The 12876-nt window shown below is 40.8% G+C and carries 16 protein-coding genes; 14 read left to right on the top strand and 2 right to left on the bottom strand.

The features are described 5' to 3' along the window. Nucleotides 1-15: 15 nt before the first annotated feature. A complete protein-coding gene (locus tag NSQ76_RS11695; RefSeq protein ID WP_208946461.1) occupies nt 16-942 on the bottom strand; it encodes an alpha/beta hydrolase in 927 nt (308 codons plus the stop codon). Nucleotides 943-1065: 123 nt separating this feature from the next. Here NSQ76_RS11695 and NSQ76_RS11690 point away from each other — a divergent pair, with 123 nt between their 5' ends. Both NSQ76_RS11690 and NSQ76_RS11685 read left to right on the top strand, forming a co-directional pair. Then, nucleotides 1066-1290, top strand: a complete 225-nt coding sequence (locus NSQ76_RS11690; protein ID WP_025093024.1) for a YqkE family protein — start codon at nt 1066-1068, stop codon at nt 1288-1290. 193 nt (nt 1291-1483) lie between these two features. Beyond that, nucleotides 1484-1888, top strand: a complete 405-nt coding sequence (locus tag NSQ76_RS11685) for an antimicrobial peptide LCI (RefSeq protein ID WP_231506861.1) — start codon at nt 1484-1486, stop codon at nt 1886-1888. 133 nt (nt 1889-2021) lie between these two features. Here the strand turns inward: NSQ76_RS11685 and NSQ76_RS11680 are convergent, their stop codons facing one another. Then, nucleotides 2022-2945 (bottom strand): aldo/keto reductase, encoded by a 924-nt coding sequence (locus NSQ76_RS11680; RefSeq protein ID WP_341055777.1) that lies wholly within the window; start codon nt 2943-2945, stop codon nt 2022-2024. A 168-nt stretch (nt 2946-3113) separates the two neighbouring features. Here NSQ76_RS11680 and NSQ76_RS11675 point away from each other — a divergent pair, with 168 nt between their 5' ends. The 12 genes from NSQ76_RS11675 to NSQ76_RS11620 all read left to right on the top strand — a co-directional run bounded on the left by NSQ76_RS11675 (nt 3114) and on the right by NSQ76_RS11620 (nt 12861). Then, nucleotides 3114-3671: an NUDIX hydrolase gene (locus NSQ76_RS11675; RefSeq protein ID WP_024422878.1), complete on the top strand. Its 558-nt coding sequence runs from the start codon at nt 3114-3116 to the stop codon at nt 3669-3671. Then, entirely contained in the window at nt 3668-4849 is a 1182-nt protein-coding gene (locus tag NSQ76_RS11670) for a TIGR00375 family protein (protein WP_024428054.1), read from the top strand. Before NSQ76_RS11675 ends, NSQ76_RS11670 begins: the two co-directional genes overlap by 4 nt. After that, complete coding sequence (locus NSQ76_RS11665) at nt 4836-5288, top strand: GNAT family N-acetyltransferase (RefSeq protein WP_025093027.1); 453 nt, start codon at nt 4836-4838, stop codon at nt 5286-5288. The genes NSQ76_RS11670 and NSQ76_RS11665 overlap by 14 nt, the downstream gene beginning before the upstream one ends. Nucleotides 5289-5356: 68 nt before the next feature. Next, nucleotides 5357-5578, top strand: a complete 222-nt coding sequence (locus tag NSQ76_RS11660; protein WP_024422875.1) for a hypothetical protein — start codon at nt 5357-5359, stop codon at nt 5576-5578. Nucleotides 5579-5689: 111 nt separating this feature from the next. Further along, a complete protein-coding gene (locus NSQ76_RS11655) occupies nt 5690-6820 on the top strand; it encodes a S8 family peptidase (RefSeq protein ID WP_024428057.1) in 1131 nt (376 codons plus the stop codon). A 116-nt stretch (nt 6821-6936) separates the two neighbouring features. Then, nucleotides 6937-7581 carry a stage II sporulation protein M gene (gene spoIIM / locus NSQ76_RS11650; RefSeq protein WP_024422873.1) on the top strand — a complete coding sequence of 215 codons (645 nt, stop codon included), beginning with the start codon at nt 6937-6939 and terminating at the stop codon, nt 7579-7581. Nucleotides 7582-7691: 110 nt separating this feature from the next. After that, nucleotides 7692-8144: a ferric iron uptake transcriptional regulator gene (gene fur / locus NSQ76_RS11645; protein WP_003215577.1), complete on the top strand. Its 453-nt coding sequence runs from the start codon at nt 7692-7694 to the stop codon at nt 8142-8144. A 117-nt stretch (nt 8145-8261) separates the two neighbouring features. After that, a complete protein-coding gene (locus tag NSQ76_RS11640; RefSeq protein WP_025093028.1) occupies nt 8262-8489 on the top strand; it encodes a YqzK family protein in 228 nt (75 codons plus the stop codon). Nucleotides 8490-8495: 6 nt separating this feature from the next. After that, on the top strand, nt 8496-9386 hold the full coding sequence (xerD, locus tag NSQ76_RS11635; RefSeq protein WP_024422870.1) for a site-specific tyrosine recombinase XerD: 891 nt from the start codon (nt 8496-8498) through the stop codon (nt 9384-9386). 153 nt (nt 9387-9539) lie between these two features. After that, nucleotides 9540-10724 (top strand): phosphopentomutase, encoded by a 1185-nt coding sequence (gene deoB, locus NSQ76_RS11630; RefSeq protein ID WP_341053919.1) that lies wholly within the window; start codon nt 9540-9542, stop codon nt 10722-10724. Nucleotides 10725-10735: 11 nt separating this feature from the next. Then, nucleotides 10736-11548 carry a purine-nucleoside phosphorylase gene (locus NSQ76_RS11625; RefSeq protein ID WP_056767204.1) on the top strand — a complete coding sequence of 271 codons (813 nt, stop codon included), beginning with the start codon at nt 10736-10738 and terminating at the stop codon, nt 11546-11548. 158 nt (nt 11549-11706) lie between these two features. Continuing rightward, the gene (locus NSQ76_RS11620; protein ID WP_370880883.1) at nt 11707-12861 is read left to right on the top strand and encodes a D-alanyl-D-alanine carboxypeptidase family protein; all 1155 of its coding nucleotides are present in this window, start codon (nt 11707-11709) and stop codon (nt 12859-12861) included. Nucleotides 12862-12876 lie beyond the last annotated feature (15 nt).

Below are 12876 nucleotides of genomic sequence, written 5' to 3'. Positions count from 1 at the left end.
GGGACGAACTGCTGTTCATTCTCCTCTTTTATTTTCATTCAATTCAAATCTTTGAAGAAATGCTTGAATTTCTTGCTCATAAGCTTCCTTATTTTCGCTAAAAGACATTGCATGCGCACCGTGTGGCGCAATAAATAACTGTTTGTCACCCTTTTTTCGTGCATATAACTGCTGACTTTGCTCACAGGGGATATAGTCGTCATGGCGGCTATGAATAAAAAGTACAGGTTCTTTCACCTGATCAATCACATCAAGAGGGGAAACTTGCCGGATGCGGTATCCGTCCCGCCATTTTAACACTTGATCACTTAGTGGAAGAATCCACTCTCCTGAAAGGCGAAAATCTGTTTTTAATCGATAAAGAAGCTGGTCCTCAAAAGAAGCAAAAGGACAGTCTGCTATGTAAAAATTGGCGTTTGCTTCTGGCTTTGCAGCATATAACAAGGTCGTGACTGCACCCATTGATTCCCCGTGTATCCCAATGATGGCACTTTCTCCGAGTTTTTGTCTGAGCCACTTTATGATCTTTGCTAGATCTTCTTTTTCATAATATCCATAACTTGTGGTTTTCCCGCCGCTCATTCCATGTCTTCTATGATCATAAAGCATCACATTCCATCCGAGCTTTTGGAATAATTTCATATACTTAACGGAGTTAATCAAGCTGACTGTAACACCGTGGCAAAGGACGATTGTGCGTGTTGTATGTGGATACGGCACAAAATAGCCATGGAGATCATAACCAAATGCTGAAGGAATACACACTTTCTCTTTTTTAAGCTGTTGAAATTCCTCATGATGATAATGGCCTCCATCTGATTCTCGTTTGATGAGCTCTTCATCCGTTAATTTTCGAATATACATCATTTTATTGGTGAAAAAAATGCCGATTGCAGCGAGTGGACATAATATGAAGGCAAATATAGCGATCCATTTCTTCATCTAGCCGATTCTTCCTTTCCGGAGTTTTTTCTATGACGATCATACCACATCTTGGGAGATTGGCGTGCCTCTTGCTCAGAAAATAAAACGGATGATACACTAAGTCAAAAGGAGAGAGGCACAATGAAAAAGACCAAACAAGATCAAGTGAAATTAAAGGACGGCATAAACGATGATGTCAAACAGCAGCTTCTTCAAATGAAGCAGAACCTTGCCGTCGAAACAGAAAAAAGAGAAGAACAAAAACGACAAGACCTCCTTCGGCAGCAGAAAGAAAAAGAAAAAAACAAAAGCTTTTCAGAGCTGCTAGATGAAAGCCATTTAGACTGGAGAAAGTATAAAAGCTAAAAAAGAGGGCGATGATGCTCTCTTTTTTCATACCATCATTTTAAGATAGATCCACAGCAGAAACATAGAAGTGCTAAAAGAGAAAAGCACTTCTTCCCCCTTCACATCACTTCATTTCAGAATTGTGACAGTATGATATCTACAGTCAAACGAACGAAATCCCATAACTTATGTTTAAGATAGAAGTAAAAAGGTGAGTATTGAATTATTTAAATTCCTTTTTATTGAAAATATGGTCATTAAGACCCTTTTGATAGAGGATTATTCTCCTTATAATGAAGGTGCATTACAAAATTTGGGAATGGAGATGATTCACATGAAATTGAGAAAAACAATGGCTGGAGTCGCTTTATCTTTAGGATTGCTTTTACCTGTTTCTGGACAAGCTCTTGCTACAAATGATTTAACGAATGCTGATTTGAGTACAAAGGCTACTTCAATTGTAGATTGTTCTGTAACCCCTTTTAAAGGCGCAAGTAATCGACTATGTATGTATTCAGATAATGGTTCTTTTGCAAATAGTTTCAGTCGCTTTGGTACTACATTTTATCTTAAAGGCAAATCTGGAAATTATGCATATTATGAAAGTGCAAGATAAGGATAACGGGGCTTTTAGCCCCTCCTCATTTAATAGAGAAACACTAGTATCATACATACGCTAAAATAAAAAGATTGTAGAAAAACATGAGTTTTTCTACAATCTGAGAGATCACATCATATGATCTTTTTTGTTATTTGAACCGGTGCGTTTCATACACAGATGGTTTTGTATAGTAAGTTACTGCTTTGACTTCTTGGTCACTTAATGAACGTGCATTTGCTGCTGCTATATTTTCTTTTAACTGATCCACTGAGCTTGCACCAAATACAACGGAACTGACCGCAGAATGTTTCAGTATATACTGAATGGACAGTTCAGTGAGTGATAGGTCATAAGCGACTTTCTTTAAAGAAGGAATGATCTGCTGAAGCTCTTCAAATGAATATTGAAGATAGCCGTTTTTTTGAATCGCTGCACTTGCTTGAGAAAGTGGCTTTTCAGTTAATAATCCTTTCGCTAAAGGGCCTCTTGCGACGACACTAATGCTTTGTTCTTCAAGTAGAGAGAACCATTCTTCTGGGCGGCGGTCGAGTAAACTATATTGCATCATCACGCTTACGATATTGGACTTTTTGGCATATTCTTTAATGACATTTGGACGGATAGATGAAATGCCATAATAGCGAATTACGCCTTCCTCTACTAACTCTTCAAAAGCCTCAATCGTTTCATCAATGGGGTCATCAATCGTGCCTCCGTGCAATTGATATAAATCAATATAATCTGTTTGAAGCCGCTTGAGGCTTTGTTTTACTGCTTCCTTTATGTACGCTTTTGAAGGATTCCAGTCCCAGCCTGGTTTGCCTTTTTCAAAGCGGTTGCCGCCTTTTGTCGCCAAAATCAAATCCTGCCGTCTGTTTTTAATGGCTTCCCCGACAATTTCCTCATTTGTCCCAAAATCATATAAATCGGCTGTATCCAAATAGTTAATTCCGAGATCAATGGCCTCATCTAATAAAGAGAGCGCTTTTTCTTTTTCCGTCCCAAGAGACATGCATCCTAGTGCCGCCTCGCTCACTAAGAGATCTGAGGTGCCAATTCGTCTTTTTTTCAATTCCATCACACTCCTATCCTTTCACATTAAGTGAAAAAAATCAGGAATTCAAGCTAGGTGATTTCAAATGGCGCATTGAAGCAAGCGTTTCGCTTTTCGCTTCTCTTAAATCATCTATGTTAAAATAAATGAAGTAAAAAGTGAAAGTAGAACGAGGAGCTGACAAAATTGAAGGACTTTGAAGAAAAAACATTATCGTCTAAAGAATTATACAACGGAAAAATCATTGATTTGGTTCTTGAAGATGTAGAATTGCCTAATGGAAAACAAGGCAAACGCGAAATCATTAAACATCCTGGTGCAGTAGCCGTCATTGCACGTACAGACGAAAATAAAATCATCTTAGTCAAACAATACCGTAAAGCACTAGAGAGAGCCATCGTTGAAATTCCGGCCGGAAAACTAGAAAAAGGGGAAGAGCCGGCACATACAGCATTAAGAGAATTAGAAGAAGAAACAGGATATACAACTCAGCAGCTTCAAAAGCTGACGGCCTTTTATACATCACCTGGTTTTGCAGATGAAATTGTTCACATCTATCTAGCAGATCAGCTAGTTCCGCTTGAAGAAAAAAGAGAGCTGGATGAAGATGAATTTGTCGAAGTAATGGAAGTTTCATTAGAAGAAGCCTTGCACCTCATTGAAGAGCAGCATATTTATGATGCAAAAACAGCCTATGCCATTCAGTACTTACAACTGCAAGAGGTACTTGAGTCAACAAAATGAAGGAATTTTTTGCAGACATCCATATCCATATTGGCAGAACAAGAACAGGCAGAGCTGTCAAAATTACAGGTGCAAGGTCACTGACAATTGATCAAATTCTTATTGAAGCAGCAGAAAGTAAAGGGATGGGGATGATTGGTGTGATTGATGCACAATCTCCAGAAGTCCTAGAAGAATTAATAGAAGGTGTAGAGGAAGGCAGGTACACTGAACTAAATGACGGCGGTCTATCATTTGGAGAGACAGTGCTGCTTTTAGGCAGTGAATTAGAAATCAATGATGACCATTCAAAGGGACCGATTCATGTGCTGGCATTTATGCCCACACTACACAAAATGTCTGAGTTTTCCGCATGGCTTTCGCTTCATATGAAAAATGTACATTTGAGTTCACAGCGCCTCTATGTTGATGGGAAAACACTTCAGCGCAAGGTTAAGGAGCTGGGAGGTTTGTTTATTCCTGCTCATATTTTTACGCCGCATAAAAGTCTATACGGCAAAGGGGTCAACACTTCTTTGACGGAAGTATTTGATCCTGACCTTATTGATGCTGTTGAGCTTGGTCTTAGCTGTGATACGTCAATGGCGTCCCAGTTGAGTGAGCTGAACCGGTATCCCTTTTTAACGAATTCAGATGCTCATTCTTTAGGGAAAATCGCGCGGGAATATACAAAAATCAAAATGGATCATGCCTCTTTTGCCGAATTCAAGCTAGCCCTTGAAGAAAAAGATGGCAGAGCTGTTACAGGAAATTATGGACTTGCTCCGCGGCTTGGGAAGTATTATCATACGACCTGCGAAAAATGCGGGGTTAGACCTCACGCACCAGATCAAAAAGAGTGCCATGTATGCGGACATACACGGATGACAAAAGGAGTAAGTGAACGTTTAGAAGAGCTTGCTGACCAAGAAAGTGAAAAAAGAACGAGACCTCCTTATGTTCACCAGCTTCCGCTTCAGTTTATTCCGGGAGTTGGACCTAAAACACTGGAGAAGCTAAAGGCCGTGTTTCACACAGAGATGAATATTTTACATCAAGCAACAGAACAAGAACTAAAAGCCGTTCTGCCAGAAAAGACAGCGGGCTACATCATCAAAGCAAGGAAGGGCGAAGTCGGACTCATCGCTGGTGGAGGCGGAGTGTACGGTAAGGTGGATATCAATCATGAGTCACATTAAATGGACATGTCACACATTTGAACAATTGTCAAAAGAGGATCTTTACTTGATTCTCATGGAAAGAGTCAACGTGTTTGTTGTAGAACAAACATGCCCTTACCCTGAAATTGATCACAGGGACCAAGAGGCGCTTCATCTCATCGCAAAAGAGAACGGCGTCATTGTGGCGTATTGCCGCATTTTCCAAAACGGGATCATGTACAAAGAGGCGTCCATCGGCCGCGTTCTTGTGACGCAGGCCGGCCGGAAAAAAGGCTATGGAAAGCTGCTGCTCATCAAGGCTTTAGAAAAGCTTAGCGAATTAGGTGAAACAAGTGTCAAGATACAGGCGCAAGCCTACCTGAAGTCATTTTACGAATCATTTGGTTTCAAGGCCGTCTCAGATGTTTATGATGAAGATGGGATTCCGCATCTTGATATGGTGAAAACAGAAAGATAGACGTGTATACGTCTATCTTTTTTATGAAACATCGTGTATCATAACGTCAATGAAAGGGGTTTTGCCAAATGGGAAAAAGCAGAGCAAAGAAAAAACGAGAGCATATCCAAAGGCAGCACAGCCGAAATCCAGAACTGTCGAGAGGAAACATGCCGCATTTTAGCACACACGAAAGGAAGACAAAAACAAAACAAGAAGCCTTGCAGCATATGATGAAAAAACATAAAGGACGAAATGCTTATGATCACTATCAAGAGGATCATAAGCATTTTTATTTTGCTTTTTTGTGACAACTAGATCAAATAAATGGAAAAATTTTAAAAAATAGGACAAACGGTCGTTTCTTTTTGTCTAAAAATGTAGTTAAATGACAAAAAGAAACGAAAGGGAGAGTGAGTATCGTGAACGTCAAGTCATTTGGAGCAGGGCTTTGTATGGCAAGTGTGCTTGTGGCATCGGTCATGTTTGGCGCGTCAGATATTTCTGCAAAGGAGCAAGCAAAAAAAGAGTACATGATCGGCTTTTCTTCTTCCGTTCAAGACAAAACCCAAAAACAGCTTGTAGAAGAAGCTGGCGGGCATGTGAAAGAATCCATAGAGCAAATAGATATGATGAAAGTGTCATTGAATGAGACTTCGAAAAAGAAACTGAATGAAGCAAAAGAAGTGACCTTCATCGAGGAAGACCAAAAAGCAAAAACTAGCGGTCAAACTGTTCCATACGGCATCAAAAGCATCAAAGCACAAAAGGTACATAAACAAGGATACGCTGGACAGAATGTCAAAGTAGCCGTTCTTGACAGCGGCATCGACGGTAAACATGAGGATTTACATGTCACCGGCGGGGTGAGCTTTGTACCGGCAGAGTCTGATCCGCTTGTTGATCCGCATGAACATGGAACGCATGTGGCAGGCACAATTGCCGCATTAGATAATAAGATAGGTGTCGTTGGTGTTGCGCCAAAAGCTTCTATCTATGCTGTCAAGGTGGCAGATGAAAATGGTGACGGCTACTATAGCTGGATCATAAAAGGGATTGAATGGGCCATTGAGAATGACATGGATGTCATCAATATTAGTATGGGAGGAGCAAGTGAATCTGAGGCGCTGAAAGAAGCGGTAGATCGAGCGTATGATAAAGGGATTCTCATTGTGGCTTCTGCAGGGAATGAAGGAAGCTATGGCTCTCTCAATACGATTGACTATCCGGCTAAATACAGCTCAGTGATGGCGGTTGCCTCTGTTGACCAAAAAAAGCAAAGAGCCTTTGATTCATCTGTTGGCGAGGAAATCGAAGTCTCAGCACCAGGCGTTTCAACGCTGAGCACCATTCCTCATAACGAATACGGCTACATGAGCGGAACGTCAATGGCATCACCGCATGTAGCGGGCGCTGCGGCTGTCATTCTATCAAAACATCCGAATCTGACAAACGATGAAGTACGCGAGAGATTGTCAAAAACGGCGACAAAGCTTGGAGAACCTTTTTATTATGGTGCCGGGCTTGTGAATGTACAAAAAGCCGCACGATAAATGAAAAAGAGAAAGCAGTGAGCAGGCTGCTTTCTCTTTTTTCTTTCGATAAAACTGTCATGTTTCGTAATCTCTCTCATAGAATCTAGTAACCTTACTATTTGGGAGGAAGACACATGCGCAAAAAGTCTTGGAAGGAGCATCTTCTTCAGCACGTAAAAGATCATCTCTCGATTTATTTATTTGTCTCTGTACTCTTTTTAATGGGTGTGATCTTCGGGGCCATCATTGTCAATAGCATGACATTCAGCCAGAAAGAGGATTTATTCTATTATTTAAATCAATTTTTTGGTCAGCTGACAAATGAGAAAGCAGCAGAATCAAAAGAAATGTTTTTACAAAGCTTCCTGCATCATATGAAATATTTAGGCCTTATGTGGATTCTGGGAATCTCCATCGTTGGTCTGCCGCTTATCTTTCTTATGATCTTTTTAAAAGGAATTGTTGTTGGGTTTACTGTTGGTTTTCTCGTGAATCAAATGGGGCTGAGTGGATTTTTTCTCTCGTTCGTATCGGTGCTTCCGCAAAACATTTTGCTCATTCCAGCCTATTTAGTAATTGGCACTTGTGCGATTGCGTTTTCCATCCGTCTCATTGGACAGCTCTTCATGAAAAAAACCATCAGTCAAGCACCCGTCCAGTGGTTTGGCCGGTATGCATCAGTTCTGCTGATGATTTTAGCGCTTGCTGCACTTTCGTCTTTTTTTGAATCGTACATATCATTCATGCTGATGAAAAAGCTGGCAGGTGTTCTTTTATAATTGTTATTAATTAATAATCAATTTATTTATCAATTTAAAATGATTATAGTTGGCTCTCAGCACATCATTTGATATAATGATCAAGTAATGTGGCGTAGGAGGGAAAGTCAATGGAAAATAGGATTGATCGAATTAAGAAACAGCTTCATTCTTCCAGCTACAAGCTCACGCCACAGCGTGAAGCCACAGTAAGAGTACTGCTTGAGAATGAAGAAGACCATTTAAGTGCAGAAGATGTATACCTCCTCGTAAAAGAGAAGTCTCCTGAAATTGGTCTTGCTACTGTTTATCGGACGTTAGAATTGCTCACTGAACTGAAAGTTGTTGATAAAATTAACTTTGGAGACGGCGTTTCGCGATATGATCTTCGCAAAGAAGGAGCCGCTCACTTCCATCATCATCTTGTCTGCATGGAATGCGGAACAGTCGATGAGATAGAAGATGATTTATTAGAAGATGTCGAAGAGATTATTGAACGTGACTGGAAATTTAAAATTAAGGATCATAGATTGACATTCCATGGTATTTGCCACCGGTGTCATGATGATGAATCCGGCAAATAATCCGAATTGGAACCTTTTCATTTAAGATGAAGAGGTTTTTTGCATTTTCGCTGTATATTCCTTGTCCCACCTGGCATATGCTGAAGTAATGAGAAGGTGAGAAAGGACTTGAAGATCATGCGAAAATGGCTCAAAACAACAGGTGAAGTGATCAAAGTATTTATCTTGTTCACTGGTTTTACCGTCCTGTTCTATTATGCTATGATATGGATAAATTCAGAATATGAAAGCTACCATCGTTATGATAAACCAGAGGGTGCAGCAATTAAAGTGATGGAAATGGATCAGCCGAATCAAGACAATTGGCTAGATCGATTGATTTATTTTTATCAAAACGGGGAGTAGAAATCATTGAACGATCAATTATCCGACTTTATTCATTTTATGACCGTAGAGAGAGGACTCTCTGAAAATACCATTGTTTCTTATAAAAGAGATTTACAAAACTACTTGTCTTTTTTAATGACACATGAACAGCTGACGGATATTCGCGATGTCACGCGTCTGCATATCATTCATTATTTAAAGCAGCTAAAAGAGGAAGGGAAATCGAGTAAAACGTCTGTACGGCATCTATCATCGATTCGTTCCTTTCATCAATTTCTGCTTCGGGAAAAAGTGACAACGGATGACCCGTCATGGAACATTGAAACGCAAAAAACAGAGCGGACTTTACCGAAAGTTCTATCATTAGGAGAGGTCGAAAAGCTGCTTGATACACCAAATCAGCACACTCCCTTTGACTACCGAGACAAAGCGATGCTTGAGCTCTTATATGCAACAGGCATTCGCGTCAGTGAAATGCTGGATCTGACCCTTGCCGATGTACACCTCACAATGGGCTTTGTCCGCTGTTTTGGAAAAGGAAGAAAAGAGCGTATTGTGCCAATCGGTGAAGCTGCTGCAAGCGCGATTGAAGAATATCTCGAAAAGGGAAGAAGCAAGCTGTTAAAAAAACAGCCGTCCGATGCCCTATTTCTCAATCATCACGGGAAAAAAATGTCGCGCCAGGGCTTCTGGAAGAACTTAAAAAAACGAGCCATCGAAGCAGGGATTCAAAAGGAACTAACGCCTCATACGCTCAGGCATTCATTTGCTACACACCTGCTTGAAAACGGTGCGGACTTAAGAGCTGTACAGGAGATGCTCGGACATGCCGATATCTCGACAACACAAATTTATACACATGTGACGAAAACAAGACTGAAAGATGTGTATCACAAATTCCATCCAAGGGCATAAGTAAAGCATGACACAGTGAACGGGTGTCATGCTTTTTCATGTTTACACCGTTTATGGTTGTCAACTGGCTTGTAAACGGTTTATACTTGAGATGTCTGACCTCTCACTGTTTGTAAGGTCAAAAGACAAGAATATTGAAGGAGGCGCTTTTTAATGCCTGATTATCAGTATAAACGTATTTTCCTCGTCGTCATGGATTCAGTAGGAATTGGGGAAGCACCAGATGCTGCTGATTTTAATGATGTAGGTGCAGATACACTTGGACATATTGCTGAAAAAATGAACGGGCTTCATATGCCGAATATGGCGAAGCTTGGGCTGAGTCATATTAAAGAAATCAAAGGAATTCCAGCGGATGAAAAACCGCTTGCGTATTATGGAAAAATGCAAGAAGCATCAAACGGTAAAGACACAATGACAGGACACTGGGAAATCATGGGTCTTTACATAGACACACCGTTCAAAGTCTTTCCAGACGGATTCCCAGATGAACTATTAAATGAACTAAAAGAAAAAACAGGCAGAGGTATTATTGGCAATAAACCAGCATCTGGTACGGAAATTTTAGATGAACTTGGCGAAGAGCACATGAAAACAGGTGATTTAATTGTTTATACATCTGCGGATTCTGTGCTGCAAATTGCTGCGCACGAAGAAGTTGTGCCATTAGATGAGCTTTACCGTATTTGTGAAATTGCCCGTGAACTCACATTAGATGAAAAATATATGGTTGGACGGATTATCGCTCGTCCGTTTGTCGGAGAGCCTGGCGCATTTGTTAGAACGCCAAACCGTCATGACTATGCGTTAAAACCATTTGACCGTACAGTCATGAATGAACTGAAAGATGATGGACTCGATGTCATTGCGATCGGAAAAATCTCTGATATTTATGACGGTGAGGGGATCACATCATCTCTTAGAACAAAATCAAACATGGATGGAATGGACAAGCTGGTCGATACACTTAAAACAGACTTTACAGGACTCAGCTTTTTAAACCTTGTTGATTTTGACGCTCTTTACGGACATAGAAGAGATCCAGAGGGTTATGGAAAAGCATTAGAGGAATTTGACGCACGTCTTCCTGAAGTATTTGACCTGTTAAAAGAGGATGATCTTCTTGTGATCACAGCAGATCATGGTAATGACCCGGTTCATCACGGAACAGATCATACAAGAGAATATGTTCCGCTCATTGCTTACAGCAAAAAGCATCAGGAAGCAAATGAACTGCCAACAGCAAAAACGTTTGCTGATCTTGGGGCAACCGTTGCAGATAATTTCAAGATAGAGATGCCAAAATATGGAACAAGCTTTTTATCTAAACTTAAATAGGGGGAAATCTCGTGGGAGCACAGTTTTCAGAAGCGGCGGCATACATTAAACAAGCATCGACATATGTACCAACAGTTGGATTGATTTTAGGATCAGGGCTTGGCATTTTAGCAGATGAGATTGAAAATCCAATCAAAATAAAATATGAAGATATTCCTGGATTCCCTGTTTCAACAGTAGAGGGACATGCAGGGCAGCTCGTGATCGGAACGCTGAAAGGCACTGTTGTTTGCGCGATGCAAGGACGTTTTCATTTCTATGAAGGATATGATATGAAGCAAGTGACGTTTCCTGTCCGTGTGATGAAAGAAATTGGCATTGACACATGCATTGTCACAAATGCAGCCGGCGGTGTGAATACGTCATTCCGTCCAGGGGATCTCATGCTGATCACAGATCATATCAATATGATGGGAACCAATCCATTAATTGGCCCAAATGACAGTCAAGGCGTTCGTTTCCCTGATATGTCTGCACCGTACGATAAAGAATTGCTGGCACTTGCAGAAGAAACAGCCCAGCGTTTAGGCATATCTGTACAGCAAGGGGTTTATGCAGGGATGACAGGCCCTTCATATGAAACACCTGCTGAAGTTCGTTTCTTAAGAACACTTGGAGCAGATGCTGTTGGCATGTCGACTGTTCCAGAAGTTATTGTTGCGCGTCATGCAGGAATGAAAGTGCTTGGCATTTCATGCATTTCCAATGCGGCATCTGGTATTTTGGATCAGCCGCTGTCTCATGATGAAGTGATCGAAGTAACGGAAAAAGTGAAAGCAAGTTTTCTTGATTTAGTAAAAGACATTGTCAAACAACTTTCATAGCATGTGTCCAGAAGCCTTCTGCTACCCAAGCAGAAGGCTTTTTTATTTGTAATCATACGATCTCTGAATAAAACAGCCTGTATGAGGAAAAAATAGAAAGGATTACGATAATGGAGGTCTGCCACTTGAAACGTCATATATGTGCATTGTTTATTTTAATGATCCTTATCTCAATGGTTTCACCATCAGCGATAGCAAAAGAAAAGATTGAAAAACCAGGAGAAAAACAAACATCAGAATTGGCACACGAAGCCAAATCAGCGATCTTAATAGAACGAGACACGGGAAAGGTGCTTTACAACAAAAACAGCGATGAAAAGCTTGCACCCGCAAGTATGACCAAAATCATGACGATGCTTCTCATCATGGAAGCTATTGATCAGGGTAAACTGAAAATGACAGACAAGGTTAGAACGAGCGACTATGCAGCGTCCATGGGAGGGTCACAAATCTTCCTTGAACCAGGAGAAGAAATGACCGTGAAAGAAATGCTGAAAGGCATTGCGATTGCTTCAGGAAATGATGCTTCAGTTGCCATGGCAGAGCATATTGCAGGATCTGAAGAACAGTTCGTAGAGCAGATGAACAAAAGGGCGAAAGAGCTTGGCCTCACCTCAACAGTCTTTCAAAACCCAACAGGACTTCCTGAAAAAGACCATTACAGCACAGCTCACGATATGGCAATAATGGCAAAAGAGCTGTTGAAATACGAACAAATCACCAAATTCACAGGTGTCTACGAAGACTATCTCCGGCAAAACACAGATAAAAAATTCTGGCTTGTCAACACAAACCGTCTAATTAAATTTTATCCAGGGGTCGATGGGGTGAAAACCGGTTTTACAGGTGAAGCGAAATACTGTTTAACTGCATCTGCTAAAAAAGGTAACATGCGCGTCATTGCGGTTGTCTTTGGCGCAAGCACGCCGAAAGACAGAAACGCTCAGGTAGTCAAAATGTTAGATTACGCATTTAGTCAATATACGACTCATCCGCTTTACAAAAGAGGGCAAGATGTGGCGGAGGTCAAAGTGAGCAAAGGGAAAAAGAAAAACATTCAGCTCGTTACTTCTGAACCGATCTCCCTTTTAACGAAAAAAGGCGAAAATGTGGATCAGATCAAAAAAGAAATCAAATTGTCTCATGATGTCAAGGCTCCATTTTCAAAAGGAACGGAACTTGGTACGATCGTCTTGAAAAAAGATGGAAAAGTGCTGCATGAAAGTCCTGTAGAAGCAAAAGAAGGAATGGAAAAGGCAAGCGTTTGGACTTTCTTCAAACGGGCGATGGCTGATTTTGTAAAATGGAAATAAAAGGCGAAAGGCTGC

This window comes from Bacillus sp. FSL M8-0256 (assembly GCF_038005765.1).
GTDB classification, from domain to species: Bacteria; Bacillota; Bacilli; order Bacillales; family Bacillaceae; genus Bacillus; species Bacillus safensis.
The sequence above is the reverse complement of the archived record's forward strand: the minus strand, read 5'-3'. Positions and strand labels throughout refer to the sequence as shown.